Here is a 23,062-nt window from a genome sequence, read left to right as displayed (position 1 = left end):
CGGGCGGCCGTGCTCACCGGACTCGTCACGGACGTCGGCAGGAAGCTGGCCGAGCGCTGGGCGGCGGCGCTGGTGCTGCCCGGGCTGGTGTTCACCGCGCTCGCGGCCACCGGTCTGACCCTGGGCCAGCGGCACTGGGCGGACCTCGACCTGCTGCGGCACCGGCTGCGCGAACTGACCGCCGGCGGCTCGGACTCCACCCGGGCCGCGGTGCTGCTGCTCGGCGTGCTGGCCGCGTCCTTCGCCGCCGCGCTGCTCGCCGACGCGCTGGCCGGGCCGTACGAGCGTGTCCTCCACGGCAGTTGGCCGCGTCCGCTGCGCCCGCTGGCCCACCGGCTCACCGAGCGCCGGCGGCGCGCCTGGGACAGCCGCGACCGGGCCTGCGCGGCGGCCCGGCAGATCGGCGCGCTGGCCGAGCGGGAGGCCGAGCGGAACGCGGTGGCCCTGGTCCGGCCGGAGTGCCCGACCTGGGCCGGGGACCGGCTGCGCGCCCCGGCCACCCGCGTCCGGCTGCACTATCGGATCGAACTCACCGACGCCTGGCCCCGGTTGTGGTTGCTGCTGCCGGACACCACCCGGCTGCCGCTGGCCGAGTCCCGGCAGCGGCTGGACGAGGCGATGCGGCTCGGCGGCTGGGCGGTGCTGTATCTGCTGCTCGGCGCGGTGTGGTGGCCGGCCGCGGTCGCCGGGGCGGGCGCGGTCCTGGTCGCCCGGCGGCGCGGGCGGGAACGTGTCGAGGAGTACGCGGAGTTGGTGGAGTCCGCCGTGGACGTCCACCTCCCGGAGCTGTTCGATCGGTTCGACGAGGAGACGCACCCGGTACGGGCGAGCCTCGGCCGCACGGTCACCGAGCGGTTCCGCAAGGGAGCGGGCGCACGGCGCCGATGACGGGAACCGGACACGCGGGGCCCGGCTCCGCGGACAGGGGGTGCGGACGATGACGCCGAACACGGCGTGGGAACGGGAACCGGCTGGGGAGGACGGGGGCGGCGAGCGGGGGCAGACGCCGGCCGGAGAGAACACGCACGGCAATCACGCGCAAGATCCAGCCGGAGAGAAGGCGCACGGCAACCACGAGCACATCCCGGCCGGCGCCGACCCGGCGGTCGAGCGGGAGCGGTTGTTACGGGCCGTCCGGGGGCGGCTGGCCGGGGCGGGCGGCAGCGGCGGGCTGCTCACCGAGGAGGCCCGTGCCGAGACCGACGCCCTGCTGCGGCACCTGGTGCTCGCCGAGGCGGACGGCGGCCCGGGGGTGGACCAGGAGGTGGCGTACGCGCTCGGCGTCACCCTGCTGCTCCGCGCCGACGGCCGCGGTGACGCCGGCGCGGCGGACACCCGTATGGGCGTGCTGCTGCTCGGCCCCTTCCACTTCCATCCGCCGGGCACCCCCGACGTCCTGCCGCCGCCGTTGCGCGCCGGGCTCGACGAGCTGCTGGGCACCGGCCGGCCCGAGGACCCCCGGGCCGCCGTCCAGGAGCATGCCGCGGCCCTGACCAACCTCGGTTTCCTGCTGCTGGAGCTGGGCATCGGCCTGTCCTGGCCCGAGGCGCTGGAGACGTGCGCCGTGCTGACCCGTGGGGCCCTGCCGCACCTGGCGCCGGAGGGGCCCGACCGGGCGGTGGCCGGCTGCAACCTCGGCTACGCACTGCTGATCCTCGGCGGCCGGCCCGGCAGCCCCCGGCCCGAACAACTGGACGAGGCGGTCGAGTGTTCCGCACGGCGTTCGCGGCCACTGCCCCGGACCGTCCGGACCACGCCCGCTGCGCGGGCGGCCTCGCGTCCGCACTGCTGGCCACCGCGGCACGGACGGAGGACCCCGCCCTGCTGCCGGAGGTGATCGAGCTGCTGCGCACGGCGACCCGGAGCGCCGGCCCGGCCGACGGCAACGCGGCGCAGCTGCACTCCGACCTGGGGTACGTCCTGACCCTGCACGCCATGGGCAGCGAGGGGGCGGAGGAGGCGGCACCCGCCGTCCGGGAGGAGGCCGTCGCCGCGCTCCGGCGGGCCCTCGACCTCACCCCGGCCGAGGATCACGAGGCGGTCCGCACCCACCTCGACCGGCTCTCCCGCGCCGCGCTGATCGGCCTGCCCGGGGCCGGCCCGGCCGGCGCGGCGGAACTCGCCGCGGACGCCGCCGAGGCGCTCCGCCGGCTGCTCGACCTGACCCCGGCGGGCCACCCCGAGCGGGAGGACGTCCGGACCCGGCTGTTCGCCAACCTGATGGCCGCGGGGCGGGCCGAGGAAGGCGCCGCCCTCCTCGTCGCCTCCGCCCCGATGTTCGCCGAGCCGGACCTGTTGCGCCAGGCCGCCGAGGAGTTGCGCGAGGAGATCATCCGACCGGACGTGCCGGCCGCCCAGGCCGGTCTCCCGCCCGAGCTGCAGGCCGACTCGGACGCCATCGACGCCATCGTGCGCCCGGCGATGTCCGGGGAGGACGGCAGCCACCCGATCGCCGCCGTACTGGGCCTGCTCGGCATGGGCCCGCACGGCGGTGGCGGCGGACGCGGCCAGGAGCTGCTCGACTTCGGCAAGCTCGTCCTCGGCCACCCAGCGGACGCCTCGCTGGGCGACATCTTCCGCCATGGCGTGGAACTGGAGCTCCAGCGCCTCGCCAGGATGCCCGAGGCCGAGCGCGCGCAGGCCCTCACCGAGCTTCTGCGGGACGACGCTTCCGATCCGGTCCCGCCGAAACCGGCCGACACCAGCACCCTGGACGAGATCCTCGCCGTCTACGACCGGCTGCTCGCCGCCGCCCCGCCGGGCTCCCGCGAACACCGCCTGCTGCGGACCGGCCGCTCCGGGCTGGTCGTCATGCGGGGCATGCACGCCCCGGGCGACACGGCCGCCGTCCTGGCACGGATGCGCGAGACGCTGCCGGTGCTGCGCGAGCTGTACGAGGAACTGCCGCAACTGGTCGAGGACGTGGGCATCAGCTCCGACCTCTTCGCCGGGCACGCGTCGCTGGCGTTCGCGTACGACTCGCCGTTCGACCGGGTTCAGGCGCTGGAGGACGGCGTACGCGGCGCCCGCCGCAGGCTGGCCGGGCCGGCGCCGGGCACCCGGGAGTACGACGACACCCGTACGACGCTGGCCCTGCACCTGTTCATCCGGCACGGCATGTGGGCGGAGGAGGCCGACTACACCGAGGCCGAGGCCCTCGCCCGGGAGCTGCTCGCCGGCGCCGAGCCGGACGTGCGCACCGCCATGCTGGTGCACCACTGGGCCTCGGCCGCACAACACCGCATCCAGCGGGCACGGCTGCTGGAGGCGGAACCGGCCGGGGCCGGACGCTCGCCCAGCGTGATCACCCGGTTCGCCTCCGACGGCGCCGCCCAGGCGCTGGACCGGCACGACCCGGTGGGGGCCCTGGAAACCCTGGAGGACGGCCGGGCCCATCTGCTGTCCACCGCGCTCAACGCCCGCCGGGAACTGGCCGTCCTGCAAGGCGCCGACGCCGAGCTGCACGGCCGGCTGCGGTCCGCCCTTGACCGGCTGCGCGCGCTGCGCCGGAGCGTGGACCCCGGCCGCTGGCCCGGTCCCGAGGAGCTGGCCGAGCAGCGCGCCGCCGGCGAGGACGCGGCCCGGCTGATCACCGAGCTGCAACAGCGCCCGGGCTTCCGGCGGTTCCTCACCCCGCTGCCGCTCGGCCTGGACGACCTGCGGCCGGCCGCCGCCGAGGGCCCGGTGGTGAGCGTCAACGTCCATCCGCGGCGCTGTGACGCGCTGGTGCTGCGCCCCGAGGGGGTGCTGCCGGTGCCGCTGCCCGGGCTGGACGCCGCCGACCTCGCCGCCCAGGCCGAATCCTTCGGGCTGGCCGTCGGCGCGCTCACCGCCGGATCGCGCCATCCGCTGTTCGAGGGGGCGCGGGAGGTCTTCACCGGCACACTGGCCTGGCTGTGGGACGTGCTGGCCGAACCGGTCCTGAACGCCCTGGGGTTCACCGGGCCGCCCGTCCCGGGCGCGTCCTGGCCCCGCCTGTGGTGGTCGCCGTCCGGCGTGCTGAACTCCTTCCCGCTGCACGCCGCCGGGCACCACGGGCCGGGCGCGCCCGCGGGGGCGGCGGTCCTGGACCGGGTGGCCTCCTCCTATACGCCGACGCTGCGGGCGCTGCTGTACAGCCGGGCCCGCCGGCGCGCGGTGCCGGGGCGGCGCGGTGTCCTCGCGGTGGCCATGCCCCAGACGCCGGGGCAGGCGCCGCTGCCGCGGACCGTGGCCGAGGCCGGGGTGGCGGTCGCGGCGAGCGGCGGCGCGCGGCTGATCGGCCCGGACGCCACCCGGGCGGCGGTGCGCGGAGCGCTGCCGGACGCGGCCGTGGTGCACTTCGCCTGCCACGCCGACAGCGACCCCGAGGACGCCGCGGCGGGCCGGCTGCTGCTCGCCGACGGCGACCTGTACGTCTCGGAGATCGCCGAACTGCACCTGGAGTCGGCCGAGTTGGCGTATCTGTCGGCCTGCGGGACGGCCCGTGGAAGTGCCTCACCCGCCTTCGTCGACGAGGTCATCCATCTCGCCTCGGTCTTCCAGCTGGCGGGCTACACCCAGTCGGTGGCGACCCTCTGGGAGGTCGGGGACGCCTTCGCCGCCGAGGCCGCGGCCGCCTTCCACCACGCCCTGGCCCCGGCCCTGCCGTCCACCGCCCCCCTGCCCGCGGCGCTCGCCCTGCACGACACGGTCCGCGCCCTGCGCACGGCCGCCCCGGACCGCCCCTGGACCTGGGCCGCGCTGGCCCACGCCGGTTCCTGAGCGGGCGACCGCCGACGCGGAGACCGCCACTCGCCGGGCCGCACGGGCGGGCGCCCCCGGGAAAGGCGCCGGCCGGCGGCCCGTCCGCCTACGACGGAGTCACCGGCGTCGCCTGCCGGGTGTGCGGGCGGGCGGCGCGGAGGGCGACGTCGTCCTCCGCGTGCCGGGCGTCCAGGCGGCCGAGGATGGACTCCGGCACCGCTTCGAGGGCGTCCCCGGCGGAGAAGCGCGCCGCGCCGCGTCCCGGGGGACCGGAAAGGCCCGGCGCACCGTCCCTCACCGGGCGCCGAGGCGGTGCGGTTCCCGGCTCAGCCCTCGTCGGGGGTCAGGCGCAGGGAGATCGAGTTGATGCAGTAGCGCTGGTCGGTCGGGGTCGGGTACCCCTCGCCCTCGAAGACGTGCCCGAGGTGGGAGCCGCAGCGGGCGCACCGCACCTCGGTACGGACCATCCCGTGGGAGCGGTCGTCGACCAGCTCCACGGCGTCGGTGTCCTTCGGGTCGTAGAAGGACGGCCAGCCGCAGTGCGACGCGAACTTGGTCTCGGAGGTGAACAGTTCGGCGCCGCAGGCCCGGCAGGAGTACACGCCCTTGGTCTTGGTGTCCGTGTACTCACCGATGAAGGCCGGCTCGGTGCCGGCCTGGCGCAGCACGGCGTACTCGGCCGGGGTCAGCTCCGCGCGCCACTGCTCGTCCGGCTTCTCGACGTCGTACGACATGAGCTCTCAGCCCCTCTACTGCGACAGGCGGTCCAGGATCAGCGGGCCCAGGTCGGTCACGTCGCCCGCGCCCATGGTGAGAACGAGATCACCGGGCTTCGCCATTCCCGAGATCACCGCCGGGATCTCCGTCTTGTCGTGCACGGCGGTCACGTCGGCGCCCGCCGCGCGCGCGGACTCGATGATCAGCTCGCTGGTGACGCCGGGGATCGGGTCCTCGCGGGCCGGGTAGATGTCCAGCACCACCGAGGCGTCGGCGAGGGCCAGCGCCTGCCCCATCTCCTTGCCCAGCTCCTGGGTGCGGGAGAAGAGGTGCGGCTGGAAGACGACGAGGATGCGGGCGTCTCCGGCGGCGGCGCGCATGGCCTCCAGGTCGGCGGTCATCTCGGTCGGGTGGTGGGCGTAGGAGTCGATCACCTGGACGCCGGCCGCCTCGCCCTTGAGCTGGAGGCGCCGCTTGACACCGGTGTAGGCGGCGAGCGCGGGCGCCAGCTCCGCGGCCGGGACGCCGAGGGCGGCACCGGCGGCGAGCGCGGCGACCGCGTTGAGGGCGTAGTGACGGCCGGGCACGGACACCACGAAGGTCAGCTCCTGCCCGTCGAACAGGGCGGTGACCTGGCTCTTCAGTCCCTGCGGGACGATCGACAGGACGCGTACGTCGGCGTCCTCGGCCTCGCCGTACGTCACGGTCCGCACCGACCCGGCCAGCCGCCGGGTCAGCTCCCGGGCCCCCTCGTGGTCGGCGGAGACGATCAGCGTGCCACCGGGCACGATCTTCCCGGCGAAGGTCTCGAAGGACTCGTAGATCTCGTCCATCGAGGCGTAGTTGGCGTGGTGGTCCAGCTCGACGTTGAGGACGATCGCGACCTCGGGGGCGTACTTGTGGAAGCTCCGGTCCGATTCGTCGGCCTCGGCGACGAAGATGTCGCCCTCGCCGTGCAGCGCGTTGGAGCCGGGTGCGTCCAGGTCGCCGCCGATGGCGTACGAGGGGTTCAGCCCCAGCTCGGTCAGCGAGACGGCCAGCATGGAGGTCGTCGTGGTCTTGCCGTGCGTGCCCGCCACGGCGATCGGGCGCAGTCCGGTCATCAGCGCGGCCAGCGCGTCGGAGCGGTGCACGACCGGAATCCCCAGCTCGGCGGCGCGGGCCAGCTCGGGGTTGTCGTTGCGGATCGCCGACGACACGACGACACAGCTCGCGTCGTCGGCGAGGTGCTCCGCGGTGTGCCCGATGTGCACGGTCGCGCCCAGCGCGCGCAGCGCCTCGGCGGTCGCCGACTCCTTGGCGTCACTGCCGGCCACCTTGGCCCCGCGCTGGGCGAGGATCTTGGCGATACCCGACATTCCGGCGCCGCCGATGCCGATGAAGTGCGGTCGGTCCATGGCGGTAGGAAGGCCGGGTGCCATGCGTTTCTCCCCAGAGACGGTACGAGCTGGAAGCAGACCTAGCCTATGCGCTCGGACACCGGGCGCCTCGCAAGGAGGGCACCGGTCCGACCCCAGGAGCGCGGGACCGGGCCGATGTGCGGCTCCGCCGCGTGGGCGCGAGCAGGCCGCAACGGCGCCGCACCCGCAATCGCACCGCCCCCACGGCGCCTACGCCTTGCTGTGCGAGAAGAGCTTCAGCACCGGCACCCCCACCTTGTGCCGAGCCCGGGAAGCCCAGTCCCGGTGGAAGAACTCCTCCACATAGTGCGGATCGGTCAGCACGATCACCTCGTCGGCGCCCACCTCGGCGACCAGCGACTTCAGCGCGTCCAGCGGGTGATCCTCGACCAGCCGCCCCTCCGCGGCGCTCCCCGCGGAGCGCAACGCCTGGAGCGACACGTCGAGGGCCTGGCGGCCCACGCTCCGCGCCTCGTGGCCCTCCGGCGTCTCCCCTTCGCGCACCGCCTCGTCGAGTTCGCCGAGCGCGATGTCGTCGATGGCCCGCAGCAGCCGGTCCGCCTGGTCGCCGCGGGGCTGGAGCAGCACGTGGAAGGAGACGGGCTCGTCTCCGTGCAAGGTGGTGACGAACTCCACGTCGGCGGACGTCAGGGCCTTCTCGATCATCAGAACGCTTGTGAACACCAGGCGCCTCTTCTCCTTAGAGGGCCCGGGAGGGCCCCTGCGGAAACCATCCTTCCCCGTGATCGCACGGGTACTGCCGGACTAAGTCTGCCCGCCGGAAGCTAAGCGGAACGAAACATTCCGCTGATGTCAGGACCGACGGTAACGACTGAACAGAAATCCGTCCTCCTCCAGCAGGGACACGAGCTCGAACCGGCGCGGCACGGCGACCGACGGCCCCCCGGCGATGCGCTGGGCGTCCCCCGCGGTGAGCATCGGCGAGACGGTCAGGCACAGCTCGTCCAGCACCTCGGCCGCGATCAGCTGGCCGAGCAGCCGGGGGCCGCCCTCGGTGAGCAGCCGGGTGTGCCCGAGCCCGGCGAGGGCCTGGACCGCCCGGGCCGGCTCGACACCCATGCCCGCACCGGCGATCACCACCCGGGCGCCGGCCTTCTCGGCGGCGGCGACCCGGTCGGGGGCGGCCGCGGCTCCGGTCAGGATCAGCGTGGGCACCAGGGGCGAGGTGAACAGCGGGAGCGTGAAGTCCAGCTCCAGGCTCGCGGTGACGATCGCGATCGCCGGCACCGGGCCCTGTCCGGCGGCCTCGCGGGCCCCGGCGAACTCCGCACGCGCGCGTGCCGGCCGGTACCCCTCCTGCCGTACCGTTTCGGCGCCGACCACGACGACATCCGCGAGCGCCCGCAGCGTGCCGAAGATCCGCATGTCGGTGGCGCTGGAGATGGGCTGGGAGCGGCCCTCGTGCTGGGCCGCGCCGTCGAGGGAGGAGACCATGTTGGCCCGCAGCCACGGGCGCGGGGCGCCCGGGGCGGGCTCCGGGTAGGCGTAGGCGGCGGCCAGCTCGGCCAGACTCCACTCCCGGTCCGCGAGCGCGGCGGCCCCGACCGGTCCTCCGGCGCCCGCCGCACCGGCACCGGTGTGCGCCTCGGCCCCACCGTCCGGCACCGCGGTCTCGGCCGCCGCACGCGCCCCACCGGCGCGAACGTCCGCGCCTGACGTGCTCACCCCCTCCTCCGCCGGGCCCCGGCCGGCCGACTCGGCGCCCCCACCGGGGGCCTGGGCTGCTGTTTCTTCGGTCACAGGGAACAGGCGTCGCATGTCGTGCAGTCTGGCACGGCGCTTAGCATGAAACCCGTGTCGTTCTCCTCCGCCGCCCCTGGATCCAGCCCTCTGCCGGACGCGGGCCCGCTGTCCCTGTGCACCCGCGAGCCGCACGTCCCCGCCGACCGGCTGGTCGCCGAGATGGTGCCACCGCCGCGCTTCGACTCGGTCCGCTTCTCCACGTACATCCCGGACCCGAACCAGCCCAGCCAGACCGAGGCCGTCGGGGTCCTGGAAGGCTTCGCGGCCGGACTCGGCGGGGCGCACGCCGTCGGCGGCGGCAAGCGCGGCTTCTTCGGGTTCGGGCGGCCGAAGGCCCCGAAGGCCCCGGCCGGCCCCCGGGGCGTCTACCTCGACGGCGGCTACGGCGTCGGCAAGACCCACCTGCTCGCCTCGCTCTGGCACGCCACCCCGGCCGAGCCCGAGCTCAAGGCGTTCGGCACCTTCGTGGAGCTGACCAACCTGGTCGGGGCGCTCGGCTTCCAGAAGACCGTGCAGACGCTTCAGGGCCACCGCCTGCTGTGCATCGACGAGTTCGAGCTGGACGACCCCGGCGACACCGTCCTCGTCTCGACGCTGCTCGGCAAACTGGTCGAGGCGGGCGTGGCACTCGCCGCCACCTCCAACACGCTGCCCGGCAAGCTGGGCGAGGGCCGCTTCGCCGCCGCCGACTTCCTGCGCGAGATCCAGGGCCTCTCGGCCCACTTCCGCGCCCTGCGCATCGACGGCGAGGACTACCGCCACCGCGGCCTGCCCGAGGCGCCGGCGCCCTTCTCCGACGAGGAGGTCATGAAGACGGCCTTCGCCACCGAGGGCGCCTCGCTGGACGACTTCCCGCACCTGCTGGAGCACCTGGCCAAGGTGCACCCGAGCCGCTACGGCGCGCTGACCGACGGCGTGCGGGCGGTCTGCCTGACCGGCGTCCAGCCCGTCCCGGACCAGTCCACCGCGCTGCGGCTGGTGGTCCTCGCGGACCGCCTCTACGACCGCGAGGTCCCGGTGCTGGCCTCGGGGCTGCCCTTCGACAAGCTGTTCAGCGAGGAGATGCTGAAGGGCGGCTACCGCAAGAAGTACTTCCGCGCCATATCCCGGCTCACCGCACTGGCCCGGGACGCGAAGGGCCTCATCGGCGCCTAGCCGACCCTCCTCGCGGCCACCCAATAGTCGATCAAGCCTCTGCGGGTCAAGGGCGAGTTCACGCCACGCCACCCGCACTTTTCACGCTCTCTTGTGCGCGTAACGCGCAGTTGACCCTGCAAAGGACTTTGCAGGGTTAACGTGTTTCTTGACCATCCATTGACCAACACTTGGTCTGGACAAGAAACGTGAACACAACGGAGGGGGGCTCATGTTCCGAGGTACGACAGCCCGGACCCTGCTCGCCCTCCTCGGCGTGACGCTGCTCGCGTTCCAGCTCTTCACCCCTGCCGGAACCTTCGCATCCGCGCACACTCCCGGTCAGGCAATGGCCAAGGCCGAGCGACCGGAATCACCCCCTCCGTGCAACCTGCGGGCGAGAGGGGCGGACACCGTCCGCACCCCCGGCCACCCGGGTGAACCCCTGGGCGCCCCGCACGTGTGCCACCGCCACCGCGGAACCGCGTCCGGGTGGACCCAGGAGCACCCCCTCATATCCGGCCGGGCGGCCGGGGCGGGCCCGTCGGAGCCCTCCGGCGCCCCGCACCCCCGCGCCCCCAGAGCCTCCCGAGCCCACACATCGGCAGCGCTTCAGGTCTTCCGCTGCTGACAGCCGGGCCGCTCTCTCTCTCCCCCCCACAATCTCGTTCAAGTCCGACGCGCCAGGCAGGCGCGCCAGGAGGAACCCACACACATGCAGCCCCTCATCGACAACGCCCGTACCTTCGGACAGCGCCCTGAGGAGTTCGCCAAGCTCGCCGAAGGCCAGTCCCCCCAGGTGCTCTTCATCACCTGCTCCGATTCCCGGGTCGTCCCGGCCCTGATCACGGGCGCCCGCCCCGGCGAGCTGTTCGAGCTGCGCACCGCGGGCAACATCGTCCCGCCGTACGCCTCCGAACACCCGACCAGCGAGGCCGCCACCATCGAGTACGCCGTGGAGGTGCTCGGCGTCCGCGACATCGTGGTCTGCGGCCACTCGCACTGCGGCGCCGTAGGCGCGCTGGTGCGCGGTGACGACCTGAACGCCGTACCCGCCGTGCGCGACTGGCTGGTCTCCGCCACCCCGCGCCCGGCCGGCGCGGCCGAGGACCCGGAGGTCGCCGAGGGCGTGCAGAGCCATGTCCTGACCCAGCTGCTGCGGCTGCGCTCGTACCCCTGCGTCGAGCGGAAGCTGAAGGAGGGTCAGCTGGACCTGCACGCCTGGTACTACGAGGTGCACACCGGCGCCGTACGGACGCACCGCCCGCAGACCGACACCTTCGAGGCCTTGTGAGCGCGCCGATGACCGACAACCGCACCCTCATATCCCGTTTCCCCTACCTGAAGGAGGACTTCGCGGCCTCGCTCGTGGTCTTCCTGGTCGCGCTGCCGCTGTGCGTGGGCGTGTCCGTCGCCTCCGGTGCGCCGGCCGAACTCGGCCTGGTGACCGGCATCGTGGGCGGTCTCGTCACCGGACTGATGCGCGGCAGCAGCCTTCAGGTGTCGGGCCCGGCAGCCGGCATGACCGTGCTCGTCTTCGAGGCGATCAAGGAGTTCGGGCTGCCGGTGCTCGGCGTGATCGTGCTCGCCGCCGGTGTCGTCCAGGTGGCCATGGGCCTGCTCCGGCTCGGCCGTTACTTCCGCGCCATCTCCGTCTCCGTCGTCGAGGGCATGCTGGCCGGCATCGGCCTGGTGATCATCGCCGGGCAGCTGTACCCGGCGATGGCGACCAAGGCACCCGACTCCGGCCTGGACAAGATCTTCGAGCTGCCCGGCGCGTTCTGGGACGCCTTCGGCGACACCGCCGCCCTGGCCTCGCTCGCGGTGTGCGCGGGCACCGTCGCGGTGCTGCTGCTGTGGAAGCACACCCCGGCGAAGGTCCGCGCGCTGCCCGGTCCGCTCGCCGCGGTCGGGCTCGCCATGCTGGCCGCGTTCGCGCTGGACCTGCCCGTGGCCACGGTCGAGGTGCAAGGTCTGCTCGGCTCGATCCAGCCGCCGCCGCTGAGCGCCTTCGGCGAGCTGGCCGGCGTCGGCCTGCTGGGCACGGTCGTCGCCTTCACCCTGATCGCGTCCGCCGAGTCGCTGTTCAGCGCGGCGGCCGTCGACCGGCTGCACTCGGGACCGCGCACCCAGTACAACAAGGAACTCGTCGCCCAGGGCGCCGGCAACATGGTGTGCGGCGCGCTCGGCGCGCTGCCGATGACCGCGGTGATCGTGCGCAGCGCGACCAACGTCCAGGCCGGCGCCCGGACGAAGGCCTCCAGGGTGCTGCACGGAGTCTGGCTGCTGCTGTTCGCGGCGCTGCTGCCCGACGTGCTCGCGTACATCCCGATCCCGGCCCTCGCGGGCATCCTGATCCACGCGGGCGCCAAGCTGATCCCGGTCCGGTCGCTCGCCGGACTGTGGCGCGAGCATCGCGGGGAGGCGCTGGTCCTCACCGCCACGGCCGTCTCCATCGTCGCGGTCAGCATGTTCGAGGGCGTGCTCATCGGTCTCGCGCTGGCGGTGGTGAAGACCGCCTGGGAGGCCTCGCACGTCCGGCTGGAGGTCGTGGACAAGGGCGCGGGCCCCATCGAGGCGCACCTGTCGGGCAACGCGACCTTCCTGCGGCTGCCGAAGATCCTGGACAGCCTGGAGTCACTGCCCCAGGACCGGCCGGTCCGACTGGACCTGTCCGGGCTGCACCACCTGGACCACGCCTGCCGTACGGCCCTGGACAACTGGGCCGCGCGGCACAGCGCGGCGGGCACGGAACCGGTGAAGCTGGTCACGGCCGCGTGAGCGCCCGCCACTGAGTCCCGCCCGTGGGGCCGGGCCGCCGTGACCTCTCGGCATCCCGGCCCCACGGGCCTATCGTGGCAGCAGCGGACAAACCCGACCTCTGGGCGAGGAGGTCACCATGGTCGAGGACCTGCTGCTGATCCTGGCGGGGGTGGCCTCCGCCGGTGTGGTGTACCTGGCGGCGGCGGCGCGGGTGGTCAAGCAGTACGAACGCGGTGTGCTGTTCCGGCTCGGCCGGGTCGCGGGGGATGTGCGGCCGCCGGGCCTGAACCTGATCATCCCCTTCGTGGACCGGCTCCAGAAGGTCAACATGCAGATCGTGACCCTGCCGATCCCGGCCCAGGAGGGCATCACCCGCGACAATGTCACCGTCCGGGTGGACGCGGTGGTCTACTTCCGGGTGGTCGACGCGGCGAGTGCCGTGGTGAAGGTCGAGGACTACAAGTTCGCGGTGTCGCAGATGGCGCAGACCTCCCTGCGGTCGATCATCGGCAAGAGCGATCTGGACGATCTGCTCTCCAACCGCGAGAAGCTCAACCAGGGCCTGGAGCTGATGATCGACAGCCCGGCGGTGGGCTGGGGCATCCAGGTCGACCGGGTCGAGATCAAGGACGTGTCCCTGCCCGACACGATGAAGCGGTCGATGGCCCGCCAGGCCGAGGCGGACCGGGAGCGCCGGGCCCGGATCATCAACGCCGACGCGGAACTCCAGGCGTCCAGGAAGCTCGCTGAGGCCGCCCAGCAGATGTCCGGCACACCGGCCGCGCTCCAGCTGCGGCTGCTCCAGACGGTGATGGCGGTGGCGGCCGAGAAGAACTCCACGCTGGTCCTGCCCATCCCGGTGGAGCTGCTGCACTTCCTGGAGCGGGGCGGCCAGCCGCAGCTCCAGGAGCAGGCCCTCACACCGCACACCGACGGCGGAGCGCATCCCGGCTAGCGTGCCGGGGCACTCTGGAGGCACCCGGCCCGCACCGGGGACCCGTGAGATCCCGGACGGAAGGAGCGCCCGTGCCGAAGAACCCGGCCGGGAAGAAGGACCAGGCCCTCCGGCAGCTGCTGCGCCTCCCGGAGGGCGAGCGGATCGATCTGGCCGGGTACGACGCCCGGGCCACGCCCGGCGCCCCGGACGGCAAGGAGGCCGCGCTGGCGGACGCCGCCCGTACCGGCAGACGGCTGGCCAGGCTCCAGGAGCAGCTGTGGGCGGCGGGCACCGCGGGCGACCGCCGCCGGGTGCTGCTGGTGCTCCAGGGCATGGACACCAGCGGCAAGGGCGGCACGGTCAAGCATGTGATCGGCCAGCTCAACCCGGCGGGCTGCCGGATCACGGCGTTCAAGGCACCCACCGAGGAGGAGCGGCGGCACGACTTCCTGTGGCGGGTGCGGCGCGCGCTGCCCGAGCCCGGCGAGATCGGCATCTTCGACCGCTCGCACTACGAGGACGTCCTCGTCGCCCGCGTCCGGCACCTCGCCCGGCCCGCCGAGATCGGCAGCCGCTACGGCCTGATCAACGACTTCGAGCGGTCCCTCGCCGAGGACGGCGTCACCCTGGTCAAGTGCTTCCTGCACGTGTCCCCCGCAGAGCAGAAGCGCCGCTTGCTGCGCCGCCTCGACCGCCCCGACAAGCACTGGAAGTTCGACCCCGGCGACATCGAGGAACGCGCCCTGTGGCCCGCCTACCAGGAGGCGTACGAGCTGGCCCTGGAGCGCTGCGCGGCCCCGTACGCGCCGTGGTATCTGGTCCCGGCCGACCGCAAGTGGTACCGCAACTGGGCCATCACCCGGCTGCTGCTGGAGCATCTGCGGGAACTGGATCCGCGCTACCCCGCGGCCGGGTTCGACGTGGCGGAGTGCCGGGAGCGGCTGCTGCAGCAGACGTGACCCGGACCGGGCGGGGTACCCGGCGGGCATGCGCGAGCAGCGGAAAGTCACCGATTCGTACTGGCTGCGGACCGCCCCCGGGCCGTCCCACCCCGCCCTGGACGGGGACATCGAGGTGGACGTGGCCGTGATCGGCGCGGGCATCGCCGGGCTGAGCACCGCCCATGAGCTGGCCCGGGCCGGGCGGCGGGTGGCGGTGCTGGAGGCCGGGCGGGCCGCGGCCGGCGTCACCGGCCACACCACGGCCAAAGTGACCGTCCAGCACACGCTGATCTACGACCGGCTCCGGCGCACCCGGGGCCCGGAGGCGGCGAGGCTGTACGCCCGGTCCCAGACGGAGGCGATCGAGCACGCGGCGGCCCTGGCGGCCGAGCTGGGCGTCGACTGCGAGTGGGAGACCAGGGACGCGTACACGTATGTGGTGGACCGGTCGCGGGTGGACGAGGTGCGCGCGGAGGCGGAGGCCGCCCGGTCGGCGGGGCTGCCGGCCGAGTTCACCACGGAGACCGGGCTGCCGTTCCCGGTGGCGGGCGCGGTCCGGGTGACCGGGCAGGCGCAGTTCCACCCGATCAAGTACCTGCGGGCGGTGACCGCCGACCTGCTCGCGCGAGGCGGCCGGCTGTACGAGCAGACGCGGGTCACCGGCCTGGCGGAGGGCGACCCGTGCCGGCTGACCACCGAGGCGGGCGCCACGGTGACCGCCCGGGACGTCGTGATCGCCACCCACTACCCGGTCTTCGACCGGGCCCTGCTGTTCGCCCGGCTGTCCCCGCGCCGGGAACTGGTCGTGGCCGGACCGCTGGGAGACGGCCCGGACCCCGATGGCACGTACATCACCCCCGACGAGAACACCCGCTCGGTGCGCACGGCGCCGTACGGCCCGGACGGGCAGCGGCTGCTCATCATCACCGGCGAGCACTTCACGCCCGGCACCGGCGATCCGCAGGCCGGCTTCGACCGGCTGGCCGCCTGGGCCGAAGAGCACTTCCCGAGCGCGACCATGGAGCACGCCTGGGCGACCCAGGACAACTCGTCCACCGACACGGTCCCGCTGGTCGGCCTCTTCCATCCGGGCGCCCGGCACACGTACGTCGCCACCGGCTTCGGCGGCTGGGGCATGAGCAGCGGCGTCATGAGCGGTCTGCTGCTGACCGCGCTGATCACCGGCGGGGACTGCGCCTGGCGGGAGCTGTACGACCCACGGCGGCTGAAGTCGGTGGTCCGCGAGGCCGGGTCGCTGTTGAAGACGCAGGCGGAGGTGGCTCGGCACTTCGTCGGCGACCGGCTGAAACCGCCCACGTCGGTGGACGAGCTGGCCCCCGGCGACGGTGCGCTGGTACGGGCGGGCGGCGAACGGCTTGCCGTGCACCGGGACGGGGACGGCACCCTGCACGCCCTGTCGCCCCGCTGCACCCACCTGGGCTGCCTGGTCTCCTTCAACCGTGCCGAGGGCGCCTGGGAGTGCCCGTGCCACGGCTCCCGTTTCGCCGTCGACGGCACGGTGATCCAGGGCCCGGCGGTCAAGCCGCTGGAGCGACGGAAGCTGGAGTGACGCACGCGGTGCCGCCCGCCAGGCGGGTGACCGCACGGCCGCGCCATTAGTCATATCACCTCATAAACAGAAATCTCGCCCTACGTTCGTACGGTGATCCCACGAGTACGCCGTATCACCGCCGTCTGCGTCCTGGGCGCGGCCCTCGCCGCCTGCGACAGCGGGGGAGGCGGGCGTCCGGCCACGACCGCTGCCTCCGCCTCCCCCGCCCGTCCGCCCGTGCTGGCTCCGGGCCCCGGTGGGCTCACCCCGGTCTTCGAGCACGGCCCGCGCACCCGGGGCAAGACCGTCGCGCTCACCTTCGACGCCGACATGACCGCCGACCAGGGGCCCCGCGCGGCCTCCGGCGAGCACTTCGACAACCCGGGCCTGATCGGCACCCTGCGCACGCTGAAGGTGCCGGCGACCGTCTTCATGACCGGCCGGTGGGCCGATCAGTACCCGGCCGAGGCCCGCGATCTCGGCCACGACCCGCGGTTCGAGGTCGCCAACCATTCCTGGAGCCACTACGCCTTCACCGACGACTGCTACGGCCTGCCGACCGTCGCCGCCGACGGCATGCGGGCGGACGTCCAGCGGGCGTACGCCTCCCTCCGAACGGCGGGCGTGCCGAACCCGATGCCGTACTTCCGCTTTCCCGGCGGCTGCTACGACCAGCGGGCGCTGCGCGCGCTCAGCGGGCTCGGGGTGACCGCGGTGCAGTGGGACGTGGTGAGCGGCGACGCGTTCGCCACGGACGCCGACGCGGTGGCCCGGCAGGTGCTCGACGGGGTGAAGCCGGGCTCGGTGGTCGTCATGCACTGCACCCGCAGCGCCGCCCCGACCACCGAGCGGGTCGTCCGCACGGTCGTCCCGGAGCTGCGCAGGCGCGGCTACCGGTTCGTGAAGGTCTCCGAGCTGATCGGCCAGACCCGCGCACACCCGTGACCGTCCTACGCTGAGGGTATGAGCGACGAGGACTACTGCACGATCGTCGAGGCGGTGAAGCCGGCGAAGGCCGACGGGCCGCCGTACGCGGAGTGCGTACTGTGCCGGGAGCCTACGGAGTACCCGGAGTCGTACAAGGGCATCACGCTGTGCCCCCGGTGCGAGTGGCAGGAGGCACAGCGCACCGCTTGTTCCGGGTGAACGGCTCCGCTGTGCGGTGCGTTCAGGGTGACCTGCGGGCGGTGAGCCCGGCCGCGACGGCGAAGGCCGCGGCCGTGAGCAGGGCCGCGCCCACCAGCGACAGCAGCGGCAGCGGCGCCCGGCCGGACTGCGAGCCGGTGACCAGGCCGCTCACCGCGGCCTGCGCCGGGGAGCCGGTGAGGACCACCGCGAGCAGCGCGCCCAGCAGCATCGCGGGCACCGCGCGGCCGGTGGAACGCAGCACCGGCCGGTTGGTGAGCGCGCCGACGGCGCTGCCGAGCAGCGCGCAGGCGAGGGCGGCCGGCAGCCCGGCCGCCGCGGCCCGCAGCGGGGGGACGTGCACCCGGTGGCCGTTGCTCGCCGGGTCGCTGATCAGCGTCACCACCACGGTGGCGGTCACGCCGAGCAGTACGGCCGCGAGCAGGGCGGTGAGCAGGCAGGCGAGGTGCGCCCGGGCGGGGCCGCGGGCGGCAGCGACGCAGGTCCGGGCCGCGTCCGGCTCGCCGGTGGCACAGATCCGCACCAGCCAGGCCGCCACCGGCAGCAGGGCGGCGGCCGCGTAGCCGAGCGAGTCCAGGACCGGCTCGCCGCCGCGCACCCCGATCCCCAGGAACACGGCGTAGAGGATCACCGGCGGCAGCCAGCGTTGGGAGCGCAGCAGCAGGTCGGCCTGGTAGCGCAGGAGTGCGGTCATGGACGGCTTCCGGGGTCGGGGGGCGGTGCGCCGGCGGGTTCGACGCGCACCACGTGCCAGGGCGGGCGGGCCGTGAGCAGGGCGCGCAGCAGGACGTCGGAGTGGGAGGCGGGGACGGCGAGGCGGTAGCTGCCGGGGGCGGTCTCCTCGGTGGACACGGCGGCCCGGACCACGTCGGGCGGCAGCTGCCCGCCCGCCGGCCCCTGCGCGCTGACGAGCGTGACCGGCCCGGCCGGCGAACCACCACTGCCGGTACGGCGGTGCAGGGCGCCGTCGAGCACCGTGTAGGTGGCGTCCGGTGCCCCGGCGAGGCGGCGCGGGTCGTGGTCCACGAACACCACCGCGCCGCCGGCGGCCGTCCGCTCGGCGACCGCCCGCTCCAGCTCGTCCCGCGCCGCCGCGTCGAGGCCGGTCCACGCCTCGTCCAGCACCAGCAGCTCCGGGTCGCCGAGCAGCGCCTGGGCCACGGCGACCTTCTGGCTGCTGCCCTTGGACAGCCGCGTCATCGGCGTACCGGCGTACGCGCCCGCGCCGAACCGCTCCAGCCAGGTTCCCGCGGCGTGGGCGGCGGCCTTCCGGCCGAGGCCGTGGACGGCGCCGAGGTGGGTCAGATAGCCGGCGGCGGTGAACGGCAGGGCGGACGGGAACCGCTCGGGCACGTACGCCGTGCGCGGGCGGCCGGTGATCCGGCCCTCGCTGGGCGCGTCGAGCCGGGCGAGCAGCCGGAGCAGGGTGGACTTGCCGGTTCCGTTCGCCCCTTCGATCCGGGTGAGGGTGCCGGGGGCGATGGCGAGGTCGACGCCTCGTAACACCCACGGGCCGCGGATGCCGTAGCGGCGGCCCACGGCGGTCAGGCGCAGATCACGGTGCATGAGTCATTGTGTGCAGTCCTTCTCGACGTAATGGATCATCTGCACTCCCCCCTCCGGTGATCAGGACGGGTGAGCGTGGCCGGTGGTTCATCGCCGGTCGCCGGAACGTCCGCCCGGGGCACCGCGCGTTGATCGGCCCGGACGCGGCTTCGTAGGGTGGGCTTCCGTGAGCCACGTTCCCGCACCCTCCGCCGACAGTTCCCTCCGGCCCGCACGCCAGGCCCGCGACGAGGCGCCGCAGTTCGTGCTGCCGCTCGTCGTACGGATCGAGCGGAGCGCACCGCCCGCCCGTACCGACGCGCTGGAGACGGCCGCCCGGGCCGTCCTCGTGCTGCTCGGCGACGAGCGCGCGCACGGCGACGGGGAGTGGGCCGAGGCGGTGCGGAACTGGGAGGACGCGCGGATCCGGAAGGTGGTGCGGCGGGCCCGGGGCGCCGAGTGGCGGCGCGCCGAGGCACTGCCCGGAATCACGGTGACCGGCACGTCCGCGGAGGTCCGCGTCTTCCCGCCGATCCCCCTGGACGGCTGGCCCAAGGACCTGGCGAAGCTCCAGGTGTCGGGCACCGAGCTGGACGACCCGGAGCCGCCCGCCGCCGCCGAGCCGGCGCGGCCCGTGCTGTGGCTGAACCCGGACCTGGAGATGTCGGCGGGCAAGGCGATGGCCCAGGCCGGCCACGGTGCCCAGCTGGCCTGGTGGGCGCTCTCCGGCCCCGACCGCACCGCTTGGCGGGACGCGGGCTTCCCGCTCGCCGTCCGCCCGGCCGCCCCCGCCGACTGGCCCCGGCTCACCAGCGGCGCCCTGCCGGTGGTACGCGACGCCGGCTTCACGGAGATCGCACCGGGGTCGTGCACGGTGGTCGCCGACCATCCCGCGCTGCGCTGAGGGGCCGGACCGGACAGGGGCCCGCGCGCCGGTGAGGAGCCGGGGCTGAACCTCAAATGTTGCTCTGAACCGGGGGCACGGGAGGTTCGGGGCCGTTCGCCGGGGCCATACCCCCCTCACTCGACGCGCGAGCAAGCTGCCGAGGAGGGGGAGGAACCATGTGGCGACTGGGGACGGGGATCGGGTGGCGGCCGGAGATCGCCGACGCCGTGGAGCGCATGCCGGGCATCGACTGGGTGGAGGTCGTGGCGGAGAACGCCTGCCCCGGTCACCTCCCGGAGTCGCTGCTGCGCCTGCGCGAACGCGGGGTGACGGTGGTCCCGCACGGCGTCTCCCTCGGTCTCGGCGGCGCGGACCGTCCCGACGAGGGGCGGCTGACCGCGCTCGCCGAGCGGGCGGAGGCCCTCGGGGCGCCCCTGGTCACCGAGCACATCGCGTTCGTCCGGGCGGGCGGCGCCCTCACCGCGTCACCGCCGCTGGAGGCCGGCCATCTGCTGCCCGTGCCGCGCACCCGGGACGCCCTGGACGTGCTGTGCGAGAACGTCCGTATCGCCCAGGACGCGCTGCCGGTGCCGCTGGCCCTGGAGAACATCGCCGCGCTGTTCTCCTGGCCGGACGAGGAGCTGACCGAGGGTCAGTTCCTGTCCGAGCTGGTCGAGCGGACCGGCGTACGGCTGCTGATCGACGTGGCCAACCTGCACACCAACCACGTCAACCGTGGCGAGGACCCGGCCGAGGCGCTGGCCGCGCTGCCCCTGGAGGCGATCGCCTACGTCCATGTCGCGGGCGGCTTCGCACGCGACGGCGTCTGGCACGACAGCCACGCCCACCCCGTGCCACGCCCGGTACTGGACATCCTCACCGGCCTCGCCGCCCGCGTCGCGCCGCCCGGGGTACTGCTGGAACGGGACGAGGACTTCCCCGAACCGGCCGAGCTGGAGCGGGAATTGGCGGCCATTCGGGGTGCTGTCGCCGCGGGTCGGGCGCGCGCGGCACGGGGTACGGCGGCCGGGGGTACGGTGCCGGCGGGCGCCGCCGGCTCGGGGGCCGGGGCTGTCGGTGTGCTGGCGCGGCCGGTGGCCGGTGTGCGTGAGCGGGTCGGGGTGGCGCAGACCGCCGTGCTGTCGTCCCTGGTCGCGGGGACGCCGGTGCCGGAGGGGTTCGACCGGGTGCGGATGGGGGTGCAGGCTCGGGCGCTCGCGGCGAAGCGGGCGGGTGTGGTGGCCAAGGTGGCGCCCGAACTGCCGGTGATGCTGGGGGCGGCGTACCGGGAGGCGTTCCTGGAGTACGCGCGGCAGCGGCCGATGCGGGGCGGGTACCGGCAGGACGCGCTGGACTTCGCCGGGCATCTGCTGAAGCTGGGGCGGCCGGCGGGTGCGGGGGCGCGGCGGGAACTGCGGGACTGGTGGCTGGACCGGTCCGGACCGGCGCCGCGCCGGCGGGGGCTTGCGGCCCGGGTGCTGCGGCGCCGGGGCTGAGCCGGTGCGGCTGCGCGCTCCCGAGGAGCGCGGGGCTGCCTCGACGTGCGGCAGCCCGCTGCGGAGGAGCGCGGGGCTGCCTCGACGCGCGGCTCCGCCGCGTGGGCGCGACCGGCCGCACGCACCTGCTCGGTAGGCGGCCTCCGCCGCCTGAGCGCGACCGGCCGCACCTACCTGCCCGATACGTGCCTCCGCCTCGTGAGCGCGACCGGCCACGACGCACCCGGCCGATTCGCGGCCTGCGCCGCGGACGACCGGCCACGACGTGCCTGCGCACGAAAGCCGGTCCCGGCCGCCCAGTAATATGCCAACCCCGCACCCACCCCCCAAGCACCCCCGGCGTGCGGTGCAGGAGGCACCATGCGACCGCGTCCCCCCGTCCACGGCCGAGGCATACTCAGCGGCACCGGACTCATCATCACCGCCCTCGCGGCCACGGTCGTCGCGCTGCTGGTCCCGCTCTGGTCGTACGCCGACCGGCAGGACCCGGCGAGCGCGAGCGTGCTGAGCGCACAGACGGTGACGACCCCGTTCGGTCCGCTGTCGGCTCAGGACCGGGACTTCATCACCAAGGTCCGCCTCGCGGGCCTGTGGGAGCTGCCCGCCGGAGAGCTGGCACAGCACAAGGGGACCACGGCGGCCGTCCGCACCGCCGGCCGGCACTTGGTCGACGGCCACACCTCCCTGGACGCGCATGTCCGGACGGTCGCGACCCAGCTGGGCGCTGCCCTGCCCAACGAGCCCAACGCGCAGCAGAAGGAGTGGCTCGCCACCCTGAACGCGGCCCAGGGGCAGGACTTCGACCGCCAGTTCGCCGCGATTCTGCGGCTCGCGCACGGCCGGGTGTTCTCCCTGGTCGCCCAAGTCCGGGCCGGCACCCAGAACTCCCTGGTCCGCGATCTCGCCGACGACGCCAACGCGACCGTGCTGGACCACATCAAGGTCCTGGAGGCGACGGGCTACGTCGACTTCGCCGGGCTGGCCGAGGAGCTGACGGTCTCCGCGTCCCCGGTGCCGACCCCGCCGGAGGTCGACCCGAGCGCGGCGGTACCGGTCGCTCCCTCGCCGGGAGACGGTGCCCCTGACGGTCTGTGACCGCCGCTGACCGGCCCGGGAAACGGAACGTCACATACCTACAACACTCCGTCCGGATGCTGAAAAGGCATGGCGTTCACCCGGTCCCCTGGCTTACAAACACGTCATGTTCTGGGTCCTTCTCCTGCTCCTGGCCTGGGCGTTCGCCGGTACGGCCTGCGCCCGGCTGTGCCTGACGGCCGTCCGCGCGGCAGCCGTGGACATGCGCGACGCGCCGGCGGACCGGGAGCGTGATCTGACGCTGTACGAGGCGGCCTTCCTCTCCGGCGGCCCGGCACGGGTCGCCGATGTCACCCTGGTCTCCATGGCCCGCCAGCGCCGGCTGCTGCTCGCGCACACCGGCTGGGCCACGGTCGTGGACCCGCGGGGGCGGGACGAGATGGAGCGGTCCGTCATAGGGGCCATAGGGCCCGAGGGGCAGTCGCGGATCGCGCCGGTACGGGCCCGGGCGGCCGGCGCCGAGGCCGTGCGCCGGCTGGCCGACGGGCTGGTGCGCGCGGGGCTCGCGGTGCCCGAGGGCGCGGGGACCAGCGTGGGGGCCGTTGTCCGCCAGGTGCGGGCCGCCGCGCTGGCCGTGGCGGCGCTGGGCGTGACCGCGCTGCTGCTGCCCTTCCAGACCGATACGCCCCGCCTGCTGGTGGGCCTGTGGTTCGCGCTGCCCCTGACGCTGTCGCTGAGCTGCCTGGCCATCGCCCGGTTCGAGGTGCATCCCTACTCGCGCTGGGCCTCCCCGGCCGGGCAGCGGCTGCTGATCGCCCTGACCGGGAGGCCGGCCGGTGACGAGCGGTCGCTCCTCACCTCGGTCGCCGTCCGGGGCATCCGTGCGATCGGCGAGCCGGAGCTGCGCGCGGCCTTCACCCACCGCGACCAGCCCTGGCGGGAGTGAGGGCGGCTTTCGAGGGGCGCACAGGGGGCATTGGCGCCGACACCGGCCGGGTGGTGCTTGCCTTCCCCCACAACC

Annotated in this window: 21 protein-coding genes; 15 read left to right on the top strand and 6 right to left on the bottom strand. The window is 74.4% G+C overall.

All coding sequences use genetic code 11. The features are described from left to right. The first annotated feature begins 9 nt into the window (after positions 1 to 9). The 3 genes from ACZ7DL_RS08465 to ACZ7DL_RS08455 all read left to right on the top strand — a co-directional run bounded on the left by ACZ7DL_RS08465 (position 10) and on the right by ACZ7DL_RS08455 (position 4,743). The gene (locus tag ACZ7DL_RS08465) at positions 10 to 888 is read left to right on the top strand and encodes a hypothetical protein (protein ID WP_470772463.1); all 879 of its coding nucleotides are present in this window, start codon (positions 10 to 12) and stop codon (positions 886 to 888) included. A gap of 49 nt (positions 889 to 937) precedes the next feature. Continuing rightward, entirely contained in the window at positions 938 to 1,837 is a 900-nt protein-coding gene (locus tag ACZ7DL_RS08460; RefSeq protein WP_470772462.1) for a hypothetical protein, read from the top strand. A 98-nt stretch (positions 1,838 to 1,935) separates the two neighbouring features. After that, the gene (locus tag ACZ7DL_RS08455; protein ID WP_470772789.1) at positions 1,936 to 4,743 is read left to right on the top strand and encodes a CHAT domain-containing protein; all 2,808 of its coding nucleotides are present in this window, start codon (positions 1,936 to 1,938) and stop codon (positions 4,741 to 4,743) included. Positions 4,744 to 5,051: 308 nt separating this feature from the next. On the opposite strand, the gene msrB is transcribed toward ACZ7DL_RS08455, so the two are convergent. From msrB to ACZ7DL_RS08435, 4 genes are all read right to left on the bottom strand, one after another. Beyond that, positions 5,052 to 5,459 carry a peptide-methionine (R)-S-oxide reductase MsrB gene (gene msrB, locus ACZ7DL_RS08450; RefSeq protein ID WP_470772460.1) on the bottom strand — a complete coding sequence of 136 codons (408 nt, stop codon included), beginning with the start codon at positions 5,457 to 5,459 and terminating at the stop codon, positions 5,052 to 5,054. 15 nt (positions 5,460 to 5,474) lie between these two features. Next, positions 5,475 to 6,863, bottom strand: coding sequence for a UDP-N-acetylmuramate--L-alanine ligase (gene murC / locus ACZ7DL_RS08445; RefSeq protein WP_470772458.1), 1,389 nt, complete (start codon positions 6,861 to 6,863; stop codon positions 5,475 to 5,477). 189 nt (positions 6,864 to 7,052) lie between these two features. After that, the gene (locus tag ACZ7DL_RS08440) at positions 7,053 to 7,526 is read right to left on the bottom strand and encodes an indole-3-glycerol phosphate synthase (RefSeq protein WP_470772456.1); all 474 of its coding nucleotides are present in this window, start codon (positions 7,524 to 7,526) and stop codon (positions 7,053 to 7,055) included. A 129-nt stretch (positions 7,527 to 7,655) separates the two neighbouring features. Beyond that, positions 7,656 to 8,621 (bottom strand): pyrimidine reductase family protein, encoded by a 966-nt coding sequence (locus ACZ7DL_RS08435; RefSeq protein WP_470772454.1) that lies wholly within the window; start codon positions 8,619 to 8,621, stop codon positions 7,656 to 7,658. A gap of 36 nt (positions 8,622 to 8,657) precedes the next feature. On the opposite strand from ACZ7DL_RS08435, the gene zapE reads away from it, so the two are divergent. From zapE to ACZ7DL_RS08395, 8 genes are all read left to right on the top strand, one after another. After that, positions 8,658 to 9,761, top strand: a complete 1,104-nt coding sequence (gene zapE / locus ACZ7DL_RS08430; protein ID WP_470772453.1) for a cell division protein ZapE — start codon at positions 8,658 to 8,660, stop codon at positions 9,759 to 9,761. Between the two features lie 694 nt (positions 9,762 to 10,455). Further along, positions 10,456 to 11,034, top strand: coding sequence for a carbonic anhydrase (locus tag ACZ7DL_RS08425; RefSeq protein ID WP_470772451.1), 579 nt, complete (start codon positions 10,456 to 10,458; stop codon positions 11,032 to 11,034). An 8-nt stretch (positions 11,035 to 11,042) separates the two neighbouring features. Next, complete coding sequence (locus ACZ7DL_RS08420) at positions 11,043 to 12,521, top strand: SulP family inorganic anion transporter (RefSeq protein WP_470772449.1); 1,479 nt, start codon at positions 11,043 to 11,045, stop codon at positions 12,519 to 12,521. A gap of 118 nt (positions 12,522 to 12,639) precedes the next feature. After that, the gene (locus ACZ7DL_RS08415; RefSeq protein WP_470772448.1) at positions 12,640 to 13,458 is read left to right on the top strand and encodes a slipin family protein; all 819 of its coding nucleotides are present in this window, start codon (positions 12,640 to 12,642) and stop codon (positions 13,456 to 13,458) included. Positions 13,459 to 13,529: 71 nt separating this feature from the next. Continuing rightward, positions 13,530 to 14,399, top strand: a complete 870-nt coding sequence (locus ACZ7DL_RS08410) for a PPK2 family polyphosphate kinase (protein ID WP_470772447.1) — start codon at positions 13,530 to 13,532, stop codon at positions 14,397 to 14,399. Positions 14,400 to 14,427: 28 nt separating this feature from the next. After that, positions 14,428 to 15,951, top strand: a complete 1,524-nt coding sequence (locus ACZ7DL_RS08405; RefSeq protein ID WP_470772446.1) for an FAD-dependent oxidoreductase — start codon at positions 14,428 to 14,430, stop codon at positions 15,949 to 15,951. 93 nt (positions 15,952 to 16,044) lie between these two features. Next, complete coding sequence (locus ACZ7DL_RS08400) at positions 16,045 to 16,878, top strand: polysaccharide deacetylase family protein (RefSeq protein WP_470772444.1); 834 nt, start codon at positions 16,045 to 16,047, stop codon at positions 16,876 to 16,878. A gap of 18 nt (positions 16,879 to 16,896) precedes the next feature. Next, on the top strand, positions 16,897 to 17,079 hold the full coding sequence (locus ACZ7DL_RS08395; RefSeq protein ID WP_470772443.1) for a hypothetical protein: 183 nt from the start codon (positions 16,897 to 16,899) through the stop codon (positions 17,077 to 17,079). Between the two features lie 22 nt (positions 17,080 to 17,101). Here the strand turns inward: ACZ7DL_RS08395 and ACZ7DL_RS08390 are convergent, their stop codons facing one another. Together ACZ7DL_RS08390 and ACZ7DL_RS08385 are read right to left on the bottom strand one after the other, a co-directional pair. Next, the gene (locus ACZ7DL_RS08390) at positions 17,102 to 17,773 is read right to left on the bottom strand and encodes an ABC transporter (protein WP_470772442.1); all 672 of its coding nucleotides are present in this window, start codon (positions 17,771 to 17,773) and stop codon (positions 17,102 to 17,104) included. Further along, positions 17,770 to 18,645, bottom strand: coding sequence for an ABC transporter ATP-binding protein (locus ACZ7DL_RS08385; protein WP_470772441.1), 876 nt, complete (start codon positions 18,643 to 18,645; stop codon positions 17,770 to 17,772). The genes ACZ7DL_RS08390 and ACZ7DL_RS08385 overlap by 4 nt, the downstream gene beginning before the upstream one ends. A 166-nt stretch (positions 18,646 to 18,811) precedes the next feature. Here ACZ7DL_RS08385 and ACZ7DL_RS08380 point away from each other — a divergent pair, with 166 nt between their 5' ends. The 4 genes from ACZ7DL_RS08380 to ACZ7DL_RS08365 all read left to right on the top strand — a co-directional run bounded on the left by ACZ7DL_RS08380 (position 18,812) and on the right by ACZ7DL_RS08365 (position 22,987). Continuing rightward, entirely contained in the window at positions 18,812 to 19,528 is a 717-nt protein-coding gene (locus tag ACZ7DL_RS08380) for a peptidyl-tRNA hydrolase (protein WP_470772439.1), read from the top strand. Between the two features lie 158 nt (positions 19,529 to 19,686). Continuing rightward, complete coding sequence (locus tag ACZ7DL_RS08375; RefSeq protein WP_470772437.1) at positions 19,687 to 21,006, top strand: MbnB/TglH/ChrH family RiPP precursor modification enzyme; 1,320 nt, start codon at positions 19,687 to 19,689, stop codon at positions 21,004 to 21,006. A 360-nt stretch (positions 21,007 to 21,366) separates the two neighbouring features. Beyond that, positions 21,367 to 22,101, top strand: a complete 735-nt coding sequence (locus tag ACZ7DL_RS08370; protein WP_470772435.1) for a DUF4142 domain-containing protein — start codon at positions 21,367 to 21,369, stop codon at positions 22,099 to 22,101. A gap of 106 nt (positions 22,102 to 22,207) precedes the next feature. Further along, positions 22,208 to 22,987 carry a TIGR04222 domain-containing membrane protein gene (locus tag ACZ7DL_RS08365; protein WP_470772433.1) on the top strand — a complete coding sequence of 260 codons (780 nt, stop codon included), beginning with the start codon at positions 22,208 to 22,210 and terminating at the stop codon, positions 22,985 to 22,987. Positions 22,988 to 23,062 lie beyond the last annotated feature (75 nt).

It is taken from the genome of Streptomyces sp. NPDC036984, from assembly GCF_055607665.1.
Note: the sequence above shows the minus strand (reverse complement) of the source record. Positions and strands in the feature narration are given on the sequence as shown.

Coding starts and splice junctions, on each gene's coding strand:
- ACZ7DL_RS08460 (WP_470772462.1), top strand. CDS start 938: ATGACGCCGAACACGGCGTGGGAACGGGAACCGGCTGGGGAGGACGGG.
- ACZ7DL_RS08455 (WP_470772789.1), top strand. CDS start 1,936: ATGGGCAGCGAGGGGGCGGAGGAGGCGGCACCCGCCGTCCGGGAGGAG.
- msrB (WP_470772460.1), bottom strand. CDS start 5,459: ATGTCGTACGACGTCGAGAAGCCGGACGAGCAGTGGCGCGCGGAGCTG.
- murC (WP_470772458.1), bottom strand. CDS start 6,863: ATGGCACCCGGCCTTCCTACCGCCATGGACCGACCGCACTTCATCGGC.
- ACZ7DL_RS08435 (WP_470772454.1), bottom strand. CDS start 8,621: ATGCGACGCCTGTTCCCTGTGACCGAAGAAACAGCAGCCCAGGCCCCC.
- ACZ7DL_RS08425 (WP_470772451.1), top strand. CDS start 10,456: ATGCAGCCCCTCATCGACAACGCCCGTACCTTCGGACAGCGCCCTGAG.
- ACZ7DL_RS08420 (WP_470772449.1), top strand. CDS start 11,043: ATGACCGACAACCGCACCCTCATATCCCGTTTCCCCTACCTGAAGGAG.
- ACZ7DL_RS08415 (WP_470772448.1), top strand. CDS start 12,640: ATGGTCGAGGACCTGCTGCTGATCCTGGCGGGGGTGGCCTCCGCCGGT.
- ACZ7DL_RS08405 (WP_470772446.1), top strand. CDS start 14,428: ATGCGCGAGCAGCGGAAAGTCACCGATTCGTACTGGCTGCGGACCGCC.
- ACZ7DL_RS08395 (WP_470772443.1), top strand. CDS start 16,897: ATGAGCGACGAGGACTACTGCACGATCGTCGAGGCGGTGAAGCCGGCG.
- ACZ7DL_RS08390 (WP_470772442.1), bottom strand. CDS start 17,773: ATGACCGCACTCCTGCGCTACCAGGCCGACCTGCTGCTGCGCTCCCAA.
- ACZ7DL_RS08385 (WP_470772441.1), bottom strand. CDS start 18,645: ATGCACCGTGATCTGCGCCTGACCGCCGTGGGCCGCCGCTACGGCATC.
- ACZ7DL_RS08375 (WP_470772437.1), top strand. CDS start 19,687: ATGTGGCGACTGGGGACGGGGATCGGGTGGCGGCCGGAGATCGCCGAC.
- ACZ7DL_RS08370 (WP_470772435.1), top strand. CDS start 21,367: ATGCGACCGCGTCCCCCCGTCCACGGCCGAGGCATACTCAGCGGCACC.
- ACZ7DL_RS08365 (WP_470772433.1), top strand. CDS start 22,208: ATGTTCTGGGTCCTTCTCCTGCTCCTGGCCTGGGCGTTCGCCGGTACG.